This window comes from Arthrobacter sp. CAN_C5 (assembly GCF_017875735.1).
Lineage (GTDB): Bacteria > Actinomycetota > Actinomycetes > Actinomycetales > Micrococcaceae > Arthrobacter_D.
Genome location: NZ_JAGGMZ010000001.1, coordinates 558,564 through 581,340, shown reverse-complemented (window position 1 = coordinate 581,340; position 22,777 = coordinate 558,564). Strand labels below are relative to the sequence as shown.

The window sequence follows — 22,777 nt, the reverse complement described above, 5'->3', positions numbered from 1 at the left end:
GTCCGTTCCAGCAGTGCACCTCCCGCACTGACTGGGCAGCTTCAACTGGCGGCGGTGGGTGGTTTGGATGCCTGTCAGGCGTTGGACACGTTGAAAGACATCGACGAAGCACGGTCCTGGCTCGACGCCCAGGAAGCCAAGATTGTTACCCGGGTCCTGAACCTGCAAACCGAGCAAACCCGCCACGACCCCCGAGGTTGGGGTTACGAAGCAACGCTCACCGCCACTGAAATTGGGGCGGCGTTGCATTTGCCGGACCGGACGGCGGGGTTCCTGGTCGAACACAGCACCCTGCTCACCCGGTACTACCCGGCCACCCTGGAGGCATTGGAGGCCGGGAAACTCAGCCGGCGGCACGCCTGGGCCGTCGTGGAGGAAGCGACCAGCATCCCCGACACCGACCCCACAGCGACAGCCGAGTTCGAGGCTCGGCTTATCGGGATGGCGTCCCTGACCACTGTGGTGAAGTTTCGGCAGCAGGCGAACCGGCTCCGGGAAAAACTCCACCCCGAAACGATCACCACCAGGCACAAGAGAGCCGTGAAGGAACGCGGGGTGTACTTGACCCCTTCCTACGACGGGATGGCCTGGCTCGAAGCCTACCTGGGAATAGCAAGTTGATTTGGCCCCGGGTTCGCCGCTTGTTTTGGCCCCACCCTGTTGGTGTTCCGGTCAGTTTTGCCGGGACTTGTTGATGGTCTGTTGGGTGGTTTTCAGCCGGTAGGAATCGGTGCCGGTGTTGATGATGTGGCCGCGGAAGGTCAGCCGGTCCACGACCGCCGCCGCGAGGCGCGGGTCGGTGAACGTCTGGCCCCACTCGCTGAACGGGGCGTTGCTTGCGCAGGCGATGGACGCCCGTTCTTCCCTGGCCGTGATGATCTGGAACAAAAGCTCGGCGCCGTGGGTATCGAGCTTGACGTAGCCGACCTCATCGAGGCAAAGGAGATCCAGGCGCGCGTATTTGCCCACCAGCTTTGATAGCTCCTTGTTGTCGGCAGCCTCGACGAGTTCGTTGACCAGCGCGGCCGTGGTGATGTAGCGGACCCGCCGTCCCTGCTCGGCGGCGGCCATGCCCAGGCCGATGAGCAGGTGTGTTTTCCCGGTCCCGGAATTGCCGAGGAGTACCAGTGGTTCCCCGGCATCGATCCACGCGCCGGTGGCCAGGTGTGTCAGGGTCGCCGGCGGCAGGTCAGGGATCTGGGCCAGGTCCAGGTCTTCGAGGCGTTTGCTGCGAGGGAACTTCGCTTCCTTGATCCGCCGGGCCCGGGCGCGGTTATCGCGTTCCTCGCATTCATAGGTCAGGACCTCGGCGAGGTAGGCCTGGTGGCTGAGGCGCTGCCGGGCGGCTTCGGCTGCCATGGACCCGGCGACCTGCGCGGTGCCTCTCAGATACAGGGTTTTGCAGGCTGCGCCGATCGCCGCCGCGGCGGCGGGCTCACTGAGCTGGCCCATGGACGGTCCTTGCCCGGCGCTCATCGGCTGCCCGCCGCGGCCAGCAGCCCGTCATAGCCGGCCAGCGAGGGCTCCCAGCGGTCGGGCAGGTGCCTGATCCGTCCGGAAACTTCATCAGGTAGCGCCGCCGGGACGTGGTGGAAGCTCTGGCTGGCACGGGCGTCGATGGCCAGATGATCGGGGTCGAAGTCCCCGGTCCTCACGGCGTTCTCCATGGCGCCGGTGACCGCGGCGGCCGGCAGGGTCCGGGCCATCAGCAGGACCTCGATCAGGGCCTTCGTGCCGGCCTTGTCGCCGAGCGCGGCCCGGGCCCTGTCCCAGTATTTCTGGTGGGCTCCGGTGAAGGCCCCGGAGGCGCGGGCGGCCATCAGCGCTGTTGCCCCGGCCAGGGCGCCGGGTTTGCGGGTGAGGACCTCAAGGTAGTGGTCCAGTTCCAGGACGTAGGAATACTTGTGGATGGCCCGGACGTGGGACGCGATCCGGGCGCCTTCGGCGAACATCTCGATGGTGCGGGCACCGAGCCGGACGCTGACCCGGCGCCCGGCATAGCGGGCCGGGACCGAGTAGTAGGACTGGCGGACGCAGACCTGGGACTTGTGGTCGGCCTTGAACGAGAACGTCGAGGCGGCCTCGAACGTGTCCGCCGGCAACGGCCGAAGCATGCCGGCTTCCTCCGCTGCCGCGGCACCGACGGTGACGGGGCGGCCCGTGATGACGCGGTGGTCGTCTTTGACATCGCAGCCAGCCATATACGCGTTCAGCCCGGCCAGGGTATCGAACTCCGGAACCGGGGTCAGCCAGCGGCGGCGGAACCTGCCGACTTCACCTTCGACGCCGCCCTTTTCGTGGGCGCCGTCGATGCCGGGCAGGCAGAAGAACGAGTCGAACCCGTAATGGGAGCGCAGGGCGATGAAGCGTTCGTTTTCCAGCCGTTCACGGCCCAGGATCACGGTGGTGACAGCGGGTTTGAGGTTGTCGTAGCGGATCATTTTGGCCGGGATCCCGCCGAAGCGTTCGAACGCGGTGTTATGCCCGTCCAGAAAGGACTCCTGCGACTGGTTCGCGTAGGCCACATGCGCGGCGCGTCCGGAGTAGGACAGCCGCATCACGAACATGAACAGCTTCGCCTGCACGCCGCCGATCACGGCCTGGAACTCGCCGAAATCGACCTCGGCTTCCCCGCCCGGGGTGTGGGTCTGCGGGACCGCGACGTCAGCCTGCGTGTCGACGAGCCCGCGGCGGATCCTGGCCACAGCGTGGGCGACCGTGGACTCGGCAACCACGACGCCGTGTTCATCGACCAGCCGCTGCCAGATCCGGCGGGCCGTGTGGCGCTGTTTGCGCGGTGACTTCTGGTCCGCGGTCAACCAGGCCCGGATGGTGTCCTCCCAGGGCCCCAGCTTCGGAGCCTTCCGCTCCGGCGTCTTCCGTGCCGGCGGCGTGGCCTCCGCCAACGCGGCCCGGACGGTACGGCGGTGAACGCCGTGCACCCGTGCCAACTCTCTGACCGACATATCTTTATCCCTCGCATCAAGGCGGATACGCTCGAATTGCTTCACTCTCGATCTCTCTTTCAAACCCGTTCCGATCTCTTCGTCTTGGCCGACAAAAAGAACGCTACGGGCGGGTCGAGGGTGGGGCCACTTCAAACGGCTAAAAGTCCCCTAAGTGGGGCCATTTCAGAGTGCCATACCCACACAAGAGAGCCGTGAAGGAACGCGGGGTGTTCCTGACCCCTTCCTATGACGGGATGGCCTGGCTCGAAGCCTACCTCCCCGTTGATCAGGCTGCCGGGATCTTCCACCGCGTAGACACCGCCGCCCGCGCATTCCAAGGCCCCGACGAACCCCGGACCCTCACCCAGTTACGCGCCGACGTCCTCACCGATGTCCTGACCAGCGCAGGCGCCACCGGCCACATGAGCGTAAGCCCCGATGGCCCCAGCACCGGACAACCCGCCACCGATGACTTCAACGGCGACGGTGCCAGCGAACCGGATGGCCCCGATAGCCCGGATGGGACGCACGTGATGAGCGAAGGGCTTGATAGCCTAGCTGGGCTGGGTGGGCAGGTCGGCCGTGGTGGTGCAGGTGCTTACTGGGGTGTGCAGGCGAAGGTATTCGTCACCGTCCCCGTGATGACCCTCCTCGGCGGGGATACCCCGGGTGAACTCGAAGGGTACGGGCCGATCGACCCCGACACTGCCAGGAAGCTCGCCGGTCACGCACCATCTTTCACGAGGATCCTCACCCACCCCTTCACCGGTGCCAGACTCGGCGCCGACGCCACCACCTACCGGGTCCCCAAAGACCTCCAGGACGCAGTCAGAGTGCGGGACCGGACCTGCCGGCACCCGGGGTGTAACCGGTTGGCGGTGTTCTGCGAACTCGACCACACAACGCCCTGGTCACAAGGCGGGAAAACCAGCTACGGCAACCTGGCAGCACTGTGTAAACGCCACCACAAACTCAAATCCGACGGCTACTGGCATTACCGACAACCCGAACCCGGAATGATCATCGCCATCTCACCCATGGGCGAAACCTACCTCACCCGACCAGACCCACCACCGGCCCCGCAAGACGACCCGCCACCCTTCTGATAGAGGTCACCGCGGCTTCAACCAGCGCTGCAGATCGGTCAACCCATCAATGAACCACCGGGAGGCAGCCCGTTGCCTGGCCGCCTGACCGACTTGCCAGCTGCCTGGCCGCCTGACCGACTTGCTAGCTGGCTGGCTGGCTGAATACATCTAGTCAGCGGTGCTGGGTGACCGGTCGATGGCGGCGGCGAATACCGGCAGGCTTCGTTCGAGCATCTCCTCATTGGCTGTCAGGGAGATCCTGAAGAAACCAGGGGTCTCGAACAACGCGCCGGGCATAACCAGGACACCCCGGTCGGCCAGGGAAGCGACGAACGCCTCATCGTCCGGGTCGGGAGATCCCACAAAGAGATAGAACGTTCCTTCCGGACGACTGACCCTGTAGCCCATCTCCCGCAACGCGTCGACCATCCGATCCCGTTTGCGTTGAAGCGAAGCCACATCGATGGAGAACCGTTCAAGCCTCGGCAGGGCATGCTGCAGCACCGCGTTGGGGTAGATCCACCCCATCGCCAGCTGAAGCGCTGCAAGCGCACCAACCAGCCCGTCCCGCTCCGGCAAAGTTGGCGGCAACGCAAGGTATCCAATCCGCTCCCCGGGCGACAGGTGGGTCTTCCCATAGGAGTACGCCAGGAGAGTATGGGGATAGAACTCGACCGGACTGTGGAAGCGGGCACCGTCGAACACAATGCGGTTGTACGGTTCGTCCGAGATCACATAGACGCGGCGCCCGATACGAGCCGAAGCCTCCTCCAGCACCGCTGCAAGACCCTGCAGGACAGCGGCGGGATAGATCCGACCGGTCGGGTTATTCGGCGTATTGACGATGACTGCCCGGGTGCGAACGGTAATGGCAGCCGCAATCTGGTCAAGATCGAGGTCAAAGGTCTCTAGATTGACCGTGACCTTCACGGGCACCAGGCCCGCCTCAACCACGATCGGCTCGTAACAGAACCACGGCGGGAGACTGTAGATCACCTCGTCGCCAGGATCTGCCACAGCCTTCAGAGCTAGGGCAATCGCAGCGAACCCGCCGGTGGTGAGGTGGATATCCTCGGGCCGGAAGGGCACCCCCAGGAGGCGCTCAAGGGACGACGCCGCGGCTTCCTGCGCTTCGGGGGTGTTCTGTTTGTAGGCAAACCACTGGTCGTCGCGCGGGAATGTGGCCTCCTGGAGCGCCTCAACGTAGGCGTCCTGCGGCATTTCGTGCGGGTTGCCGAAGGTCAGATCGCAAATATCCGGTTCATTTTTCCGCTTGGCCCACGGCGACGACGTGAAGAACTTATTCAGCAGCCGGTAGGGCAGGACCCCCTCGATGGCGGCGGCTCGATCTGAGACAGGCGACCGTGATCCCGGCGTGCGCGCCACCGACGTGTTCATTGGACCTTGGCTGTCAGGATCGGGTAGTCCCATTCAATGTCTCTGTTGCTTTGCGCATACTTTCGGGCTACTTCCACGAGCGCCTGATCCAGAGACGAGACGCGTGCGACGTCGTCCCCTATATTGCGGTACACGGCGATATAGGGGCCATACCTCGTCTTGAAGTAGTCACGGAACCCTTCGGCACTGCTGAAATGGTCCACCCGTAGGGTGGCCTTCGGCTCCTCAATGGTGGTGACGCGCTCCCCCACCAGCTTCTTGGCGACCACGCTGGCACCCGCGAGCACCGCGGGGATGGCTGCGTTGCCGGTTCCGGCGGCAACATCTAACACCCTGTCGCCGGGTTGCACCCGGGCGGCTTCGACGAGCACGGCGCCAAGAGTAGGAATGATGTCGGCGGCCAGCGCAGGGTAATCACCCAGGGCCCACAGGGCCCGATATCTGGCCTTCAGCGCGCGGTTTTGCTCCGACGCGGTCGGGGTGGTTTCGTCAGTTTCGCTTCGGTTCTCCAGATCATTCATGATGGCTCCTCGGCTGGCGGATTGCAGCGCGCTGAATCAGTGGAGGCTGTGCTGCCACAATGGCCCTCAACCGCGCCTCTGTAAAGGCCTGCCCAGACCGCGCGGAACCCGCCAGCCGAGCGGTGAGAGAGCGTGCCCGGGGCGTTTCGGCCCGCCAGCTCTCACCGCTCGGCGGAAGGCAAGGGGTTACCCGCGGTGAGCCGGTTCGGCCCGGCGCTGACGCTCCTTGGGCTTGGACGCGAGCCCAGTGCCCGACGAACCCGCCCGGTGCCCCGGTCCGGCTGTCCGGCCGAGGCGCGACGGCCACCAGATGCGGTGCCCAATGTCGTACGCAAGTGCAGGCACCAGCAGCGACCGGACAATCAGCGTGTCGAGCAGGACACCGAAGGCCACGATGAACGCGATCTGGGCCAGGAACAGGATCGGGATGACGCCGAGGGCCGCGAACGTCGCCGCCAGGACCACGCCCGCCGAGGTGATCACGCCACCGGTCACGCCCAGACCCCGCAGGATCCCCGGTCGGGTGCCGATCCGCAGGGACTCCTCCCGCACCCGCGTCATCAGGAAGATGTTGTAGTCCACTCCCAGCGCCACGAGGAAAACGAAACCGAACAGCGGAACGGATGCATCAGCACCCTCGAACCCGAGCAGGTTGTTGAAGACCAGTGCCGAGACGCCCAGCGCCGTCGCATAGGAGAGCACCACGCTGAAGATCAGCAGCACCGGAGCGACCACCGAGCGCAGCAGCAGCATGAGGATCAGCAGAATTACCACCAGCACAATAGGAATGATCTTCACCAGGTCCGCCTGCGCAGTGTCATTGGTGTCGATGGCAATGGCGGTCACCCCACCCACCAGCGCTTCCGGGCTGGCGTCGTCGAGCGCGGTCCGTAGTTCGCGCACCACGTCCTCGGCCTGCTCGGAGTCCGCCTGTGCCTCAAGGGTTCCAGTGATCAGGACGTTGCCGTCGCGAACGACGACGTTGCTCCCGGGTTCGGGTGATTCAACAGTGAGTGCCGCGTCGGTAATGCCTGCCTGGTTCTGCACCACTTCCAGGGCTGCATCCTGGTCCTGCTCTGGGGCAATGACCGAGACCGGGCTGCCGGAGCCGGCGTCGAAGTGGCGTGCCAGCGCATCCTGGCCGTCCACGGCATTGGATTCCGTCAGGATCAGGGCTGACTGTGGCACACCGTTCGCCTGCAGCTGGAACAGTCCCAGCGAGCCAGCGGCCAGCACCAGGAATGAGGCAATCCAGACGGTGCGCGCCCGGCGGGAGACAAGGGTGGCGATCCTCTTCCAGATCCCGCGGAGACCTTCCAGGCCAGTGACCTCGACCCCCTCGGGTTGAACGTGGTGCGTGCCAGCCTTGGGGCGCAGGGGCCAGAAGGCTGCGCGGCCAAAGAGCAGCAGAAACGCGGGCAACAGGGTCAGTGCAGCGGCGAGGGAGAACAGGATGCCGATCGCCGCGATCGGCCCGAGGCTCCGGTTGGAGTTCAGGTCGGAAAAGAGCAGGCACAACAGCGCGATGATGACCGTCGCCGCCGAGGCCAGAATGGGTTCGAATGAACCGCGGTAGGCCACCCGCATCGCATCCCACTTGGACTCGAACTCGCTCAGCCCCTCCCGGTACCTTGCAACGAGCAGCAGCGCGTAGTCGGTAGCCGCTCCGATGACCAGAATCGACAGGATGCCCTGGCTTTGGCCGCTCAGCTGGATCCACCCCCAGCTTGCCAATGCGTAGACGAGCAGGATCGAGGTGGCGAGCGCGAACACCGAGGTGAGGAGCACCAGGAACGGCAGGATCACCGACCGGTAGACGGCCAGCAGAATGACAAAGACGGCGGCGAGCGCAACCCCGAGGAGCAGTCCATCGATTCCAGCAAAAGCGCTCACCAGATCGGTGGCGAAACCCGCTGGTCCGGTGACATAGCCGGTGGTGCCCTCCGGGATTTCGGCGGTCAGCACAGCACGCAGTTCCTCGACAACTTCCCCGAGCTCGGCGTCGTCGGCCACGAAGGCGATGTACTGGATGGCGAACGAGTCCTCGGACGGTACCGGGCCGACGACTGCCGGAGCGCCCTCCTCGGGTGGTTCCAGACCCTCGACCGCGGCAAGAGACGTCGCCAACTCTTCGTAGGCTCCCAGCTCAGTCGGCGGGATCTCGGTTTCGGACTCCACCACGATCACCGCTGGCAGCGCATCCGAATCGGTGAACTGCCCCTGCAATTCCGCTGCCTCCGTGGACTCGGCGCTGGCCGGCAGGAAGGAGGCCTGGTCATTACTGGAGACCTCCTCCAGCTTGCCGAACGTCGGGCCACCAAACGCCGCTCCTAACAACCAGATCAGGACGACGACGGCGGGGAGCAGGACCCGTAACCACTTGCTGTGCATGATGAACGCCTCTCAAAGTACTTATCTCTAAAGGAGACTATATCCATCATGGAGATAATTGGGTAGACGGACTAGAGTTGACTTTGCTGCAACTGTTGGACCGACGAGGTGAAAGTAACGATGGCAGAGAATTCCCAGCCCGAACTGATGGCGTTGCTCCAGCAGTTCACCGTGGAAACAGACCGCTACGTGGATGCTGTCAGCGCGCGCGACTCGCTTTACCGGACCGACCTCAACGCGCTCGGGGTCATGATGGGCGCTGCACGCGCGGGGATGACCGTCACCCCCGGGATGCTGCGCTCCGAACTGCACCTCAGCTCCCCCGCGACCACGGCCCTGGTGGACCGCCTCGATAATGCCGGCCACGTCAAACGCTCGCGCAGCGATGTCGACCGGCGCCAGGTCCATCTCGAAATGACCGAGAAGGCGATGCTCACGGGTGGACAACTCTTTGCCCCGTTGGGGCGGCATATCCGCGGCGCGCTGAAGAACTTCTCCGAAGAGGAGCAGCGTCTCCTGGCCGACATGATGCGCCAGATCACCGCAGCAACCATCGCCGCACGGGACGACGTCGTCCGTCCGCCGGCCGAGTAGTCGCAGTTGCCCTCCGGCCGAGTAGGCGCAGTTGCTACGCTCAGTGAATGGAGCACACATCAGGCGGACATGAGCACTTCGATGTAGTAGTGGTGGGTGGCGGACACAACGGCTTGGTTGCCGCCTCCTATCTGGCGAAATCGGGGCGGTCGGTGGTGGTGCTGGAGCGCCAGGACCAGGTGGGCGGAGCTGCCGTCTCGGCGGAACCTTTCCCCGGCACCGGCGCAAGGATTTCCCGCTATTCCTATCTGGTCAGCCTGTTCCCGCAACAGATCATCGACGATCTGGGCCTGGACCTAACGCTCGTGCGCCGACGCTATTCCTCCTACACCCCGCTGCCCGGGAGCGAGACGGGGCTACTGATCGACAACGAGGACCACCAGGCCACCCGGGACAGCTTCCGCCGGGTGGGTGCAGGTGAGGACGCGGACAAATTCAACACCTTCTACGCCCGCACCGCGGTCCTGGCAGAGAAGCTCTGGCCCACCGTCACCGGGCCGCTGCTCCGGCGCTCCGAGGCCAGGAAGTTGGTGGGCGACGACGGGATCTGGAACGACTTCATCGATCAGCCCCTCGGCCAGGTGATCGAGCGGACCGTGGACACCGATCTGGTCCGCGGGGTGCTCCTCACGGACGGATTGATCAGCACCTTTGCCCGCGCCCACGATGAGGACCTGCAGCAGAACAAGTGCTTCCTCTATCACGTGGTCGGCGGTGGCACCGGCGACTGGGATGTTCCCGTCGGCGGGATGGGTGCCGTCAGCGGCGCGCTGGAACGCGCGGCGCTGGCCGCGGGGGTGGTGATACGCACCCAGGCCGAGGTGACCGCCGTCGCGCCGAACGGCGTAGTCCATTACCGGGAGTCCGGTGTTCAGGGGCCGGTGCTGAACGTCACCGGTGGGCATGTGCTGGCCAACGTCACGCCCGCGGTGCTGGGCCGGCTAATGGGCGGCCCGGGAGCAGAAGGGTTCGCTACCACTGCCCCCGCGGCTGAGGGTGCGCAGGTGAAAGTCAATCTCCTGCTGTCCCGGCTGCCGCGGCTCAAGGACCCGACGGTGCAACCCGAGCAGGCGTTCGGGGGCACCTTCCACATCAACGAACTGTACTCACAGCTTGATACCGCCTACTCGGAGGCCGAGCAGGGCCGGATCCCGTCCCCGCTCCCGATCGAAATCTACTGCCACTCGCTGGCGGATCCGTCGATCCTGTCGGACTCGCTCCGCGCATCGGGCGCGCAGACCCTGACCGTCTTCTCACTGCAGACCCCACACCGGCTGACGGTGGGAGCCGACCACGCCACAGTGCGGGCCGAGCTGCAGGCCGCCGTGTTGGCGTCACTGAACAGCGTGCTGGCAGAACCGATCGAGGACTGCGTCCTGCTCGACGGCGACGGCCGGCCCTGCATTGAGACGAAGACCACCCTTGACCTGGAGGAGGCCCTTGGGCTCACCGGGGGCAACATCTTCCATGGCCGCCACAGCGCGGCCATGGCCGTCCTTGAGGAGCAGTAGGAACCACCGGCAGACGGGAGCCTGACGGGAAAACGCCGGGCGGGTCAGGTAAACGGGGCCGCGGCGGTCACGACAGTACAGTGGAAGTCAACCAAAGATTCTGATCTACACGAGCGACCGCACCGGTGTGGAGCATCGGTGCCGGCGCTCACAATTCTTGAGGCTAGCTTGAAAGACAAAACCCACGAGGGGCGCCGAGCCCTGGTCATCAGCACCAGCCGGGACAGGGGTGCGCTCGCTGCAGTCCGGTCACTGCGCCAGTCCGGCTGGCTGGTGGGTGTTGGGACTCCCGACGGCGGCGGCATGCTGGGCGCATCGGGCGCCGTCTCGGCCCGGCACGTGGTGCCCCGGCCGCGGCGGGACGGTGCAGGGTTCATCGAAGGTGTACGCCGCGCGGTGGCTGCAGGATCCTACGACGTCGTATTTGGCGGCGGCGACGACTGGATGGCAGCGCTCGCTACCTACCGTGACGATATTCCGACCCGGGTGGCCCACCCGTCGGCTGACGTCGTGAATGCCGCGCTGAACAAGGTGGGGTTGTCCGACCGGGCGAACCGCACCGGTCTTGCAGCACCGCGAACCGTTCCGGCGTCAGCCCAGGCCATTGCGGACTGGGAGGGGCCGGTGGTGGTCAAGTGCCTGACCCATTGGGCACACGGCCAGACCCGTCCGCACCGGATCGAAGCGAAGCTCTTTCCCGACACCGTTTCCGCCGGACCGCAGATCGAGCGGATCCGGAAATCCGGGGCCGAACCAATCCTCCAGCAACCCGTCAAGGGTCATCTGGGCGCGCTGATCGGCGTTTTCCATGACGGCCACCTCGATGGGCGGGTGCAGCAGGTGACCTCCCGCCTCTGGCCCACCCCCAACGGCGTATCCACCCGGGCAGAGACGGTCCCCGTGGACGAGGACCTGGCCGCCCGTGCGGAGTCCCTGCTCCGCGACCTCGGCTGGTGGGGGCTGGTGGAGTTGCAGTTCCTGATTGACGACGACGGCACCCATCACCTCATCGACCTCAATGGCCGGTTCTTCGGATCCATGGCCCTCACCAACGCTGCCCGGCCGGGCCTGACCGACCTGTGGGGACGGCTGGTCCTGGGAGAGAAAGTCGACAGCCTGCCCGACGCGGCGGTGGGCAAGCGCTATGCCTGGACCGCTGGGGACCTGCGGCGGGCCGGCGTCGAACGCCGCGGCGGCCGGATCCCTGACGTCGTGGACACGTTGCGGTGGGCCAGCCAGGGCGTCCACAGTGTGTGGGACCTTCGCGACCCCGGGCCCACCCTGCACCTCGCCTCGGCGCGGCTTCGTCGGGTGGACCGCAAACCGAAACCAGCCGCCGCAACCACCTGAGCCGTCGCCAGTTAGCCCCGCCGGCCCTTCCGCACCACTGACTTGACCATGTCGAGCGCGAGGAGCCGTTCGGGCGCGCGCAGCACAATCAGACCCAACAGGTAGACGCCGCACACTACGAGTGCTGCTACCCCACCGGTAATGATCGCGGGCTGGCCGTCGATCAGTGCCAGCGCTCCCACTCCAGCCGCGCCGGCCACGGCGGCGAGGAGCAGTGCCCGCGCCAGCAAGGCCACCGCAGCCCCCAGATCAAGACCCTGGTGGCGACGTCGCAGGAGCCAGCTGTTCGCGAGGGCGGCGAATACCAACGATGCGGTGGTCGCCAGCGCGATGCCCGCAATCCCCATCAGCGGGGCAAGCAGGATGTCACCGACCACGTTGATGACCATCGCAATCACCGCCACCACTACCGGGGCCCGCGCATCTCCAATCGCGTAGGAGGTGCTGACCACCACCTGCCGGCAGCCCAGCGCCAGCAGTGCCGGCGCGTACCAGGCCAGGGCGGTCGCCGTCGCGGTGATGTCATCACCCGTGAAGGCGCCGCGGCCGAAGGCCACCTCCGCCAGTGGCTGGGCGGCGATAATCATCACCACGCACAGGGGTGTGAGGACGCTGACTGCCACCGCCAGCCCCCGTCCCACCAACCGGCGTATTTCGACGATGTTCTTCGAGGAGGCGCTCAGCGCCGGGTAGAGCGGAACCAGCAGGGAGGCGATGATCAGGGTTTCGGGAAGATTGACGAGCCGCCAGCCGTAGGACAGGGCAGTGATGGCGCCCTCCTCCAGGGTGGATCCGACGGCGCGGTCCACGAGCGTGTTGATGTTGCCGATGGCGCTGCCCACCAGCATGGGCGGCATCAGCCGTGCCATTTCGCGGAACCCGGGGTCGCGCAGGTTCAGCCGGGGGCGCACCCGGGTGCCCAGGGAAAACAGCGGTGGCAGCTGCAGCAGCAGGCGTGCTCCCGAGCCGACCACGAATCCGACGGCGAGTGCGGCAATCCCGTAGGTAGGCCCGAACAGGCCAGCCGCACCGATCATGATGATGTTGAACGGCACACCCTGCAGGGCCGACCAGGCCACCCGTCCGTGAGATTGTGACAGTGCCGCCAGCAGGTCGGTGCCAGCGATCAGCACGGTGGCGATCAGCACGATCCGGGTGAGCGATTCGGCGAGCTCCGCCTGGGCGCCGTCGAACCCTGGGGCGATGACCGCGGTGACCGGTCCTGCGAAGATGCTCATCACCACGCCACCCACACCGAGCACAATCATGGTGACGGTGATCGCGGTGTCGAAGCCCGGGTGCCCCCGGCAGCCATCGACCTCCTCGGCAGCCTCACGGGAGGTGACGGGAATTGCCGCCCGGGCCATCGCGTAGGCGATCAGGCCCAGGACAATGTTCATCAGTCCCTGGGCCACCAGGTAGGCGTCAAGTGCGGCGCCAGCCCCGAAAACCGCAGCGATGACGACGTCGCGCACGAAGCCGAACAGGGTGGACACAGCGGTCAGACCGGTCACCAGCAGGGCTGCCCTGCGAATACCTGGCCTAGTCACCCTATGACGATACATTTCGTGGCCGGGATCGCCCGCACCGGACGGCACCACACCGCCGTAGAATCATCTGGTGACTTTTTCCGTCTGGCTGGCTCTGCTGGGAGCGCAGGCCCTCATCAGCTTCAGCCCCGGTGCGGGGGCAGTCAACACCATGAGCAACTCGCTCACGGTGGGGTTCCGCCGTTCAATGTGGGGAATTCTGGGGCAGCAGGTGGCCCTCCTGGTGCACATCGCGGTGGTGGCGGCGGGCGTGGGGCTGCTGGTCGCGAGTTCACCGGTGGCATTCAACGTCATCCGGTTCGGTGGCGCCGCGTATCTGGTCTACCTGGGGATCCGGAAACTGCTCCAGACCCCCGACCTTGAGGAAGAGGCTGCCGTTCGCCAGGCCGAGGGTGCCTTCTCGCTGTTTCGGCGCGGCCTGTGGGTGAACCTGCTGAACCCGAAGGCCATCGTGTTCTTCCTCGCGTTCATTCCCCAGTTCATCAGGCCCAGCGAACCGTTGCTGGGCCAGTACGGTGTCCTGGCGGGAACCGTGGTGGCCATCGACGTGCTCGTCATGTGGTTCTTCTATGCTGCCGCCGCCAAATCCTTCAGGCGGTTCACCCAGAATCCACGGGGCCAGATCGTTCTTAACCGCGTCTTTGGCCTACTGTTTGTAGCCGTGGGCATCCTGCTCGCCGTCGCCTGACGCCACCTCGAAGGATCCGCCGCCCATGGCACCCAAAGCCGGGACCGCCGTCGTACCGTTGATCATCGCCGTCGACGGTCGGTCGGGTGCCGGCAAGACCACTCTCGCCGTCGAGCTGGCCGCCCTGCTCCGCGAGCATCACACCGTGAGCCTGTTCCATCTCGAGGACATTTACCCAGGCTGGGACGGTCTGGAAGCCGGCATGGATCGTTACGTTGCGGGGGTGCTCACCCCACTCGCCGCTGGTCGTACCGCACGGTGGCGGGCCTGGGACTGGACCACCGACGACGACGGCCCGGAGCACAGCACCGAGCCAGCCGACGTTGTCATCGTTGAAGGAGTGGGTGCGGCCTGCCGGGCGGCCCTGGAATTCCTGGACGTCAGTATCTGGGTGCACGCCAACGAAGCGGTCAGGCGCACCAGCGCACTGAAGCGCGACGGTGACACGTTCGCCCCCTTTTGGGAGCGCTGGGCGCGGCAGGAGCAGTCCTGGCTCGACCGTGACGAGCCGCAACGGACCGCCGACCTGGTGGTGGACGGCCACCAGGATCCGGCTTCACCCCAGCGGGTCCGGCTGGCCCTCACGGGGTTGCCTCAGTGCGGGACGTTGCTCGCCGTGGAGCGGGCACAGCGTCGCGCGGTAACGCTGGAGGTGGAGCGCCTGCCGGGGCGACCGGATGGTGGCGCCCTCTTCGCCGCGCTCTACGGCGGCTCGGCGTGCGCTCTCTGGCTGGACAGTTCCGACTCGACGCCGGGCGGCGGCGGGCGGAGCCGGTTCAGTATCCTGGCCGACAACGGCGGCCAGTTCGGTCAGCTGGCCCGGCACACCGCGGGAACCACGGAGGTTGTCTCGGGCCCGGTCACCGCCCGCATTCCCGGCCCGTTCTTCCGCTGGCTGGATGGGACCTGGGGCCGACGCTCCGTGCCGACCCCCGCCGACTACCAGTGCGGTTTCACCCTCGGCTGGCTGGGCTACCTGGGCTACGAGCTCAAACGCGAGACCGGCGGCAGCTCGGCGCCGGCTGGCTCCCTCCCTGATGCGGCGCTCCTCTTCGCCGGACGCGCGGTCGTCATCGACCATGAGCAGGAGGTCACCTACCTGCTCACCCTGGCCGGTCCCGGCCGCGATGAGGAAGCCCGGGGCTGGGCCGCTGCGGCACGCCGAGCGGTCGAGGCGGCCTCCACACCGTTGGCAGCCCCGGCTAACAACCAAGATGAGGCTGCCAGCCAAGATGAGACTGCCCCGGTTGGGCACCCCGCACCGGTCTTCACCGCCCGGGACACCCGGGCCGGCTACCTGACCAAGGTCCGGCGCGCGCAGGCTGAGATCCGGGAGGGCAACACCTACGAGGTGTGCCTAACCACCGCGTTGCGCGCCCGCACCGCGGCACCGGTGAACGCGTTGGCCACCTATCTGTCCCTGCGGACGGCCAGCCCGGCACCCTTTGCCCACTTCCTGCAGTTTCCCGGTTTCGCGGTCGCCAGCACCTCGCCGGAACGGTTCCTCCGCCTCGGCGCCAACGGTGCACTGCGTGCCGAGCCGATCAAGGGGACCCGCCGTCGTTCACCGGATCCCTCGACCGACCTCGCCCTCCGGGAGGACCTGCGGACGTCCCTGAAGGACCGCGCCGAGAACGTCATGATCGTTGATCTGCTGCGCAATGACCTGTCCCACGCCGCGGTGCCGGGCAGTGTGAGCGTGAGCCGGCTGTGCGAGATCGAAACGTACGCCACCGTTCATCAAATGGTGAGCACCATTGATGCCCAGTTGCGTCCGGGGGTGTCCCGCGCGGAGGCCGTGGCGGTAGCGTTCCCTGCCGGATCGATGACGGGGGCGCCCAAGATCAGCACCATGGCCATCCTCGATGAGCTGGAAGGCGCACCGCGCGGAGTGTATTCGGGCGCCGTCGGCTACTTCTCCCTGAACGGGGCGGCGGACCTCGCCGTCGTGATCCGCACCCTGGTGTTGGAGGACGACGACGGCGGCACCCGGCTGAGTCTGGGCGTCGGCGGAGCAATCACCGCTGATTCCGATCCCGCCGACGAGTGGGAGGAAGTCCGCACCAAAGCCTTCGGGGTGTTGTCCGGTCTCGGCTCCGACTTCCCGGACAGCTGACGGCTCATGGCACCTCACGCACCCGAACTGTCGGTGGAGCTGGTCACCCGGTTGGTCGCCGGCCAATTTCCCCACTGGGCCGGGCTGGCGGTGTCCGAGGTGCTGCCGGGCGGAAATGACAACCGGACGTTCAGGCTCGGTGACGAGTTCCTGGTCCGGATGCCGAGTGCCGCGGGTTACGCCCCCCAGGTGATGAAGGAGCACCGCTGGCTCCCGATGCTCGCCGCGGAGCTGCCGTTGCCGATTCCCCAACCCGTGGCGCAGGGCGCCCCCGACGACGACTACCCGTGGCCCTGGTCGGTCTACCGGTGGATCGACGGCATTGCTGCGAGCGACACCGGCTCGGTGGATCTGGCCGACTGCGCCGCTTCGCTGGGAGACTTCCTTCGGGCGTTGCACCGGATCGAGACGAACGGTGCTCCCCTGCCGGGTGAACACAATTTACACCGCGGCGGACCGTTGGCCACCTACGACGCGGAGACCCGTGCTGCGATCGCCGACCTGGGGGAGGTGCTGCCCGGGGGTGCCGCAATGGTGGTCTGGGAAGCCGCCCTGGGTGCGCCGTGGACCGGGCCCCCGGTCTGGGTGCACGGCGACGTAGCGGCGGGGAATCTCCTGGTGGACAGCGACGGCCGGTTGGCCGCGGTGATCGACTTCGGCTGCTGCGCGGTCGGCGATCCGGCCTGCGACCTGACAATCGCCTGGACCCTCCTGGACCAATCCGGCCGGGAAGTGTTCCGCGACCGGGTGCGCCTCGATGACGGGACCTGGGCGCGGGCCCGGGGATGGGCACTGTGGAAGGCCCTCATCACCCTGGTCGAATGCATCGGCACCGGCTCCGACGGGGAGTCAGCCACCCGCCGGGTGATCAGCGAAGTGCTGAAGGACCATCAGGGACAGCCTTAGCGGCGGACCTTCCGGCGGCCGCTCATGCCCTCGGCCACACCGATCAGCAGTACGGAGGCAATGACCGCGACGACGAAGCCAAGCACGTTCAACTCAAAGATCTGCCCGGTGCCCAGGAGGCTGGCGATCACTCCACCGATCACCGAGCCGGCAAGACCCAGCAACAGGGTCGCGAGGAGGCTGAGGTTCTGCTTGCCTGGCTTGATGAGCCGTGCCAATGCGCCGATGATGAGTCCAGCGACGATGAATCCGATCACGATAACAATCCGTTCTGTGGGGGCTTTCCCGTTCCGGCGGGAAAAAGTGCCATTTGGTAACACTACTGATGAAATTCTATCGGGAGCGCACTGCCCAGTGAAACCGGCCAGTGCGCCGCCGTCGCCGTCGGCAGGTACCCAACTAAGCTGATCCCATGACTGTTCTCGTATTCCTTGATCCCGCCTACGACGACGGTCGCGTGGCCGACGCCACCCAGCCGCAGATCATGGCCACCGACCTTGGCGCGACGCGCGGAGACGGCATTTTCGAGTCGCTTCTGGCCCTCAACGGTGAGGCCCGGAAAGTGCAGGCGCACCTCGACCGACTCGCGTCCTCGGCGCGGGCGCTGGACCTTGACCTGCCCCCACAGGAGGCATGGCGGCGGGCAATTGCTACAGCGCTCGACGAGTACACGGCGGGTGCTGACGTTCTGCCGGAGACCGAGCTGACGGTGAAGCTGGTAGTGACCCGCGGGGTCGAGGGGGCCACGACGCCCACCGCCTGGGTGCAGGTGGCGCCGGTCCCCGAGAAGACCCGGCGGCAGCGGCGGGACGGGCTGGCAGTGCTGCTCCTCGACCGGGGGTATGACAGCACGGTGGCCCAGCGGGCTCCGTGGCTACTGATGGGCGCAAAAACCCTTTCCTATGCGGTCAACATGGCCGCGGTCAGGTACGCGCAGGCCCATGGCGCCGACGATGTCATCTTCACCTCCTCCGACGGCAAGGTGCTGGAGGGTCCCACCTCCACGGTCCTGCTGGCCCGGGTCCGGGACGGCGTGAAGACGCTGCTGACCCCCCAGCTGGAGAGCGGTATCCTGCCCGGAACTTCGCAGAGTGCGCTCTTCGAGGTGGCGAAGTCTGCCGGGTGGGAACTCGGGTACGGTCCGCTGGTCCCCGCAGAGCTGTACGACGCCGACGGCGTCTGGCTGATCTCCAGTATCCGGCTGCTCGCCCCAGTCAACTCGCTCGACGGACAACAGCTTCCCACCCCGCCCGAGCTCACCGAGGAACTGTCGGCACTGGTAGCGAAAATATCCTGACGCCGGTTGTCGATTTCCGCCCGGGTGAGCCGTCATGGACATGAGCGGCGCAACAGGGCGCCTTCGGAGGACACGATAGGAGCTTTCAGATGAGAACTGAATACATCATCCTGCTGCACGACAACGAGCGCGCCTGGCTCGACGCGACACCCTCACAACGCGCCGAGACCTTCGCACGCCATGACGAATTCACCCGGCGCTGCGGCGAGGACGGGCACAAGATCACCGGAGGCGCGGAACTGCAGCCGTCCGGGACCGCCAGGATTGTGCGGGGCGGCAGCGTCGGCATCACCGATGGGCCCTACACCGAGACGGCAGAGCAGCTGGGCGGTTTTTACCTGGTGGAAACTGACAACCTCGAATCCCTTGCGCATTTGGTCAGTGAGCTGCTGGCCGACACCACCGGGCCCGCCGAGATCCGGGCCACCATCCCACCCAGTGAGGGCAGCTAGATGAAAATCGCAGTCTTTCTCTACCAAGACGAGTCGATCTGGGCGAATGCCACCGAAGCCGAACAGGAACAGTGGATGGGCGAACACGATGCCTTCTCAGAGGCAGCCCGCCAGCGAGGGACGATCATCGCCGGGGAAGCGCTGGCCGCCGTCTCGACAGCGACCACCGTGCGGCGACGCGGGGATCAGGTGAGTCTGACCGATGGGCCGTTCGCTGAAACCGCCGAACAGCTGGGTGGTTTCTACGTGTTGGACGTTCCGGACCTCGACGTCGCGGTGGACCTGGTGAAGCTGCTCCCCGAGTACACGGTGGAGCTGCGCCCCATCACCGAATACTGATCTATCACCGAGAACCGGTCCATCACCGAATACCAGGGAGCACACCAATGCCGGTTCCGTCCGGGGACGCACACGCTGCCCTCGAGCGGGCCTGGCAGGACCATTGGGCCAGGCTCCTCGCCCTGCTGGTGGGCCGGTTCCGCAGGCTTGACCTCGCCGAGGATGCGCTGGCCGAAGCGTTCGCTGCGGCGGTCCGCACCTGGCCGCGGGACGGAACCCCCGACTCCCCTGCGGCCTGGCTGCTCACAGCCGCCCGGCGTCGCGCCCTGGATCAGGTGCGTGCCGAGGCAATCGCGCGGCGGCGGGAACCGCTCATGGTGGTCGACACCGAAGTGCGAGCCCACGCCGCTCAGGCAATCCACGCCGGCGGCCACATACCCGACGAGCGGCTGCGCATGCTCTTCACCTGCTGTCACCCGGCGCTCTCCGCCGATGCCCGGGCGGCCCTTGCACTGAGGTTCGTCAACGGCCTCAGTGTCACCGAGATTGCCCGCCTGTTCCTGGTCCAGGAGTCGACCATGGCCGCCCGGCTCACCCGGGCTAAGAAGAAGGTGGCGGCGGCGGGGATTCCGTTCACCCTTCCGGCAGCGGACCGGCTGGCCGAACGGCTGGAGGTGGTGGCCGCCGTCATCTACCTTGTCTTCACCGCCGGGTACGCTCCGGCCACCGGTGAAGACCCGGTGCGCACCTCGTCCGCTGCCGAGGCGATCCGGTTGGCCCGGCTGCTCGATGACCTGCTCCCCAACCAGCCGGTGGTCCTCGCCTTGCTCGGCCTGATGACTCTCCAGCATTCGCGGCGGGACGCCCGGGTAGCAGCCGATGGCTCGCTGGTGCTCCTCCCGGACCAGGACCGGACCCGATGGCATACCGCCGAGATCCGGTCCGGGCTGGACCTGCTGGGCAGGGTTCCCCCGGGAACATCGGGGCTGGCGTTGGAGTACCTGCTCCAGGCCCGGATCGCCGCCGAGCATGCTGTCGCGGCCCGCGCAGCCGACACCCGGTGGCACCGGATCGCAACCCTGTACTCCGAGTTGGAAGCGCTGACCGGCTCCCCCGTGGTGCGGCTCGCGCGCGCCGTTGCCGTGCTGGAGGACGAAGGCCCCGTGGCAGGTCTCGCGCTGCTGGCCGGGCTGGAAGAACGGCTCCCCCACCACCATCGTCTTCCCGCGGTGCGGGCCGAGCTTCTGGCACGCGCGGGTCGGGCACCGGAGGCGGCTGCCTCGTTTAACGCCGCGATCGCACTCTGCGGTAATGCTGCAGAACGGGACCACCTCCGGCGTCGGGCCGCCGAGGTCGGCGAACAGGCGGGCCGGGGCAACGAGCCCTCCGGCTAACTGGCGTCGAGGAGGAAGTTCCAGGTCCCGGCCAGCACCGCGGCGGTGACCGCTGTTCCGGCGATCAGCACGCCGACCAGGCAAACCCAGAGGTCCAGCCGGGTGAAGGTGCTTTCCCTCGCCCAGGTGCGGTCCCCTGCTCCGAACCCGCGCGCCTCCATGGCCACCGCCAGCCGGGTGGCCCGGCGGATGGCCTGCACAATCAGCCCGAACCCCTGCCCCAGGAAGTTTCGAAACCGGGCCACGGGGTTGCCTTCAAACCCGACCCCGCGGGCATGCCGGGCCAGGCCGAGTGTCCGCCACTCGTCCACCAAAAGACCCACCAACCGCAGCCCCGCAAGTGCACCGAGCACAAACCGGTGCGGCATCCTCAGTTTCTGCGCCAGCGCGTCGGCGAGGTCCGTCGGGTCGGTGGTCGTCAGCAGGAAAATACCGGGAAGGGCGATGGCCAGCCCACGCAACCCGATAGCGATCCCCGAGTTCACCGAGTCCTGGGTGAAGAGCACCGGACCGAATTCCAGGAGCACCGCTCCCGTCTTCTCCGCCAGCAGGGCCGTGCCATAACCTGCGACCACCGCCGCCACGACCAGCGGCCACGTTCGCTTCAGCAGTTGCCAGGCGCTGATCCCCAGCAGCGGGAGCAGCAGCAGTTCGCTCCCCAGCACGACGGCGGCGCTCACCCAGTCGATGCTGAGCATCACCACCACTGTCACCAGGACCGCAGCGAACAGTTTGGATAGCGGGTTGGCCCGCGGCAGGAGCCGGCCGGTGAGCTGCGGCGTCAGCACATCAACGCTCACGAGGCCGCCTCCGGTACTGCCTGGCTATCGGCGACACGCAGCAGCCGGCTTCCCAGCGCCTCGGTGAACTCCTGGTCGTGGGTGACGGCCACCAGGCTGCCACCGCCTTGGATCAGTTCAGCCATCAGGGCTACCAGCTCCGCCCAGGTGTTCGCGTCCTGCCCGAAGGTGGGCTCATCCAGCACCAGGATGTCGGGGTTCGTGGCCAGCATGGTCGCCACCGACAAGCGGCGCTTTTCACCGCCGGAGAGCGTGAAGGGGTTGGCATGCAGCAGCGATGTGAGCCTGAGCCGCTCAGCGATCGGATCGACCCGCCGCCGGAGGGTCGCCTCGTCGCTGCCTTCCAGGCGGCGCGGCCCGAATTCGAGTTCGTCGATCACCCGGTGGGTGAGGAACTGGTGTTCGGGTTCCTGGAACACGGTTCCGATCCGGGTCACCAGCTGGGCTGACTTCCAGGCGTGGGGGTTGGTGCTGGCGCCGCGGGCGAGCGCCGGAGCGGCCTGAAGCACTCCGCCCCGCGGCGGAAGGAGCCCGGCCAGGGTCAGCGCGAGCGTGGATTTGCCGCCCCCGTTGGGTCCGACAATGCCCAGCGACGCCCCCGCCTGCAGGTCAACGTCGACGCCGTCGAGCACCACTGGACCGCGCCTGGTCCGGGCGACCGAAAGCCCACGGGCTGCCAGCAGCGGGTCCCCGGGGGACGGCAGCAGCCCTGGCACGGCTGGCTGGTGCCCGGGGATCCACACGCCGGCCTCCGCCAGCCGCTCGCGGGTGCGGGAGTCAGTGAGGACGGTGCCCGGCGGGCCATCGGCGAGGATACCGCCGTCGGCCGCCAGCACCACCACCCGGTCCACCACGTCAGCCCAGACCGCCACCCGGTGTTCCACCACCACGAAGGTGGCACCGGTTCGATCCAGGACACGGACGACGGCGTCCCGCACCTCCAGGACACCCTCGGGGTCGAGGTTGGCTGTCGGTTCATCCAGCAGCAGCAGCCCGGGCTGCATGGCCAGCACCGCGGCGAGAGCGAGGCGCTGCTTTTGCCCGCCGGAAAGCGCGGTGGTGGACCGGTCCAGGGGAACGTCCAGCCCGACGTCGTCGAGCGCCCACCACACCCGCTCCCAGATCTCCGTGCGGGGGACGGACTGGTTCTCGGCCCCGAACGCCACCTCGTCGCCCACCCGGGCGAGGACGATCTGCGTGTCGGGGTCCTGCAGGACCAGCCCGGCGCGTCCCCGGACCCGGCCGGGCGGGCTTCCGTCGAGGGTGAGGGAACCGTGCTCCTCGCCCTGACCGTCGTCGCCGAGCACGCCCGCCAGGCCATGCAGCAGGGTGGACTTCCCGGAACCGGACGCGCCGAGCAACAACACCCGTTCCCCGGGCTCGACCACCAGGTCAATGTCCTGGACCGCTGGTCTCTTGCGCCCGGCGTGCCGCCAGCTCCAGCCGCAGGCTGCGATCCTGACGGCTGCCCGCTCCCTCGTTTGCTCGGCCATA

21 protein-coding genes are annotated in these 22,777 nt (G+C 66.9%); 12 read left to right on the top strand and 9 right to left on the bottom strand.

The features are described from left to right. The first annotated feature begins 63 nt into the window (after positions 1–63). Complete coding sequence (locus H4V95_RS02845) at positions 64–621, top strand: DUF222 domain-containing protein (protein WP_245345544.1); 558 nt, start codon at positions 64–66, stop codon at positions 619–621. Between the two features lie 51 nt (positions 622–672). Here H4V95_RS02845 and istB read toward each other — a convergent pair whose 3' ends face one another. Together istB and istA are read right to left on the bottom strand one after the other, a co-directional pair. After that, entirely contained in the window at positions 673–1,452 is a 780-nt protein-coding gene (istB, locus tag H4V95_RS02840; protein ID WP_245345517.1) for an IS21-like element helper ATPase IstB, read from the bottom strand. Between the two features lie 20 nt (positions 1,453–1,472). After that, a complete protein-coding gene (istA, locus tag H4V95_RS02835; RefSeq protein ID WP_312883925.1) occupies positions 1,473–3,011 on the bottom strand; it encodes an IS21 family transposase in 1,539 nt (512 codons plus the stop codon). A 149-nt stretch (positions 3,012–3,160) separates the two neighbouring features. On the opposite strand from istA, the gene H4V95_RS18735 reads away from it, so the two are divergent. Next, entirely contained in the window at positions 3,161–4,054 is an 894-nt protein-coding gene (locus H4V95_RS18735) for a DUF222 domain-containing protein (protein ID WP_312883924.1), read from the top strand. Between the two features lie 150 nt (positions 4,055–4,204). Here the strand turns inward: H4V95_RS18735 and H4V95_RS02825 are convergent, their stop codons facing one another. The 3 genes from H4V95_RS02825 to H4V95_RS02815 form a co-directional block, all read right to left on the bottom strand. After that, on the bottom strand, positions 4,205–5,434 hold the full coding sequence (locus H4V95_RS02825) for an aminotransferase class I/II-fold pyridoxal phosphate-dependent enzyme (protein ID WP_196865457.1): 1,230 nt from the start codon (positions 5,432–5,434) through the stop codon (positions 4,205–4,207). After that, entirely contained in the window at positions 5,431–5,955 is a 525-nt protein-coding gene (locus H4V95_RS02820; protein ID WP_209728653.1) for a hypothetical protein, read from the bottom strand. Before H4V95_RS02820 ends, H4V95_RS02825 begins: the two co-directional genes overlap by 4 nt. 186 nt (positions 5,956–6,141) lie before the next feature. Next, complete coding sequence (locus H4V95_RS02815) at positions 6,142–8,346, bottom strand: efflux RND transporter permease subunit (RefSeq protein ID WP_209728651.1); 2,205 nt, start codon at positions 8,344–8,346, stop codon at positions 6,142–6,144. A 120-nt stretch (positions 8,347–8,466) separates the two neighbouring features. Here H4V95_RS02815 and H4V95_RS02810 point away from each other — a divergent pair, with 120 nt between their 5' ends. The 3 genes from H4V95_RS02810 to H4V95_RS02800 all read left to right on the top strand — a co-directional run bounded on the left by H4V95_RS02810 (position 8,467) and on the right by H4V95_RS02800 (position 11,801). Further along, positions 8,467–8,940 carry a MarR family winged helix-turn-helix transcriptional regulator gene (locus H4V95_RS02810; RefSeq protein WP_196865460.1) on the top strand — a complete coding sequence of 158 codons (474 nt, stop codon included), beginning with the start codon at positions 8,467–8,469 and terminating at the stop codon, positions 8,938–8,940. Positions 8,941–8,987: 47 nt separating this feature from the next. Beyond that, positions 8,988–10,451: an NAD(P)/FAD-dependent oxidoreductase gene (locus H4V95_RS02805; protein ID WP_209728649.1), complete on the top strand. Its 1,464-nt coding sequence runs from the start codon at positions 8,988–8,990 to the stop codon at positions 10,449–10,451. A 168-nt stretch (positions 10,452–10,619) separates the two neighbouring features. After that, a complete protein-coding gene (locus H4V95_RS02800; protein ID WP_209728647.1) occupies positions 10,620–11,801 on the top strand; it encodes a hypothetical protein in 1,182 nt (393 codons plus the stop codon). A gap of 11 nt (positions 11,802–11,812) precedes the next feature. On the opposite strand, the gene murJ is transcribed toward H4V95_RS02800, so the two are convergent. Continuing rightward, the gene (murJ, locus tag H4V95_RS02795; RefSeq protein ID WP_312883923.1) at positions 11,813–13,351 is read right to left on the bottom strand and encodes a murein biosynthesis integral membrane protein MurJ; all 1,539 of its coding nucleotides are present in this window, start codon (positions 13,349–13,351) and stop codon (positions 11,813–11,815) included. A 70-nt stretch (positions 13,352–13,421) separates the two neighbouring features. Here murJ and H4V95_RS02790 point away from each other — a divergent pair, with 70 nt between their 5' ends. The 3 genes from H4V95_RS02790 to H4V95_RS02780 are packed head-to-tail and all read left to right on the top strand — an operon-like array spanning position 13,422 to position 17,061. Beyond that, complete coding sequence (locus H4V95_RS02790) at positions 13,422–14,039, top strand: LysE family transporter (RefSeq protein WP_196865463.1); 618 nt, start codon at positions 13,422–13,424, stop codon at positions 14,037–14,039. A gap of 25 nt (positions 14,040–14,064) precedes the next feature. Next, the gene (gene pabB / locus H4V95_RS02785; protein ID WP_209728645.1) at positions 14,065–16,155 is read left to right on the top strand and encodes an aminodeoxychorismate synthase component I; all 2,091 of its coding nucleotides are present in this window, start codon (positions 14,065–14,067) and stop codon (positions 16,153–16,155) included. Between the two features lie 6 nt (positions 16,156–16,161). Next, positions 16,162–17,061: an aminoglycoside phosphotransferase family protein gene (locus tag H4V95_RS02780; protein ID WP_209728643.1), complete on the top strand. Its 900-nt coding sequence runs from the start codon at positions 16,162–16,164 to the stop codon at positions 17,059–17,061. On the opposite strand, the gene H4V95_RS02775 is transcribed toward H4V95_RS02780, so the two are convergent. Then, complete coding sequence (locus tag H4V95_RS02775) at positions 17,058–17,318, bottom strand: GlsB/YeaQ/YmgE family stress response membrane protein (protein ID WP_209728641.1); 261 nt, start codon at positions 17,316–17,318, stop codon at positions 17,058–17,060. The two genes, H4V95_RS02780 and H4V95_RS02775, sit on opposite strands and share 4 nt — an antisense overlap. Before the next feature lie 155 nt (positions 17,319–17,473). On the opposite strand from H4V95_RS02775, the gene H4V95_RS02770 reads away from it, so the two are divergent. From H4V95_RS02770 to H4V95_RS02755, 4 genes are all read left to right on the top strand, one after another. Further along, on the top strand, positions 17,474–18,358 hold the full coding sequence (locus H4V95_RS02770) for an aminodeoxychorismate lyase (RefSeq protein WP_209728639.1): 885 nt from the start codon (positions 17,474–17,476) through the stop codon (positions 18,356–18,358). Between the two features lie 89 nt (positions 18,359–18,447). Further along, positions 18,448–18,810, top strand: coding sequence for a YciI family protein (locus H4V95_RS02765; RefSeq protein ID WP_196865467.1), 363 nt, complete (start codon positions 18,448–18,450; stop codon positions 18,808–18,810). Continuing rightward, positions 18,811–19,149, top strand: coding sequence for a YciI family protein (locus H4V95_RS02760; protein WP_196865468.1), 339 nt, complete (start codon positions 18,811–18,813; stop codon positions 19,147–19,149). A 47-nt stretch (positions 19,150–19,196) separates the two neighbouring features. Further along, positions 19,197–20,483, top strand: coding sequence for an RNA polymerase sigma factor (locus H4V95_RS02755; RefSeq protein WP_209728637.1), 1,287 nt, complete (start codon positions 19,197–19,199; stop codon positions 20,481–20,483). Here the strand turns inward: H4V95_RS02755 and H4V95_RS02750 are convergent. Both H4V95_RS02750 and H4V95_RS02745 read right to left on the bottom strand, forming a co-directional pair. Beyond that, positions 20,480–21,283, bottom strand: a complete 804-nt coding sequence (locus H4V95_RS02750) for an energy-coupling factor transporter transmembrane protein EcfT (RefSeq protein WP_196865470.1) — start codon at positions 21,281–21,283, stop codon at positions 20,480–20,482. The genes H4V95_RS02755 and H4V95_RS02750 overlap by 4 nt on opposite strands. Further along, the gene (locus tag H4V95_RS02745) at positions 21,280–22,776 is read right to left on the bottom strand and encodes an ABC transporter ATP-binding protein (protein WP_209728635.1); all 1,497 of its coding nucleotides are present in this window, start codon (positions 22,774–22,776) and stop codon (positions 21,280–21,282) included. The genes H4V95_RS02750 and H4V95_RS02745 overlap by 4 nt, the downstream gene beginning before the upstream one ends. Position 22,777: the final 1 nt, after the last annotated feature.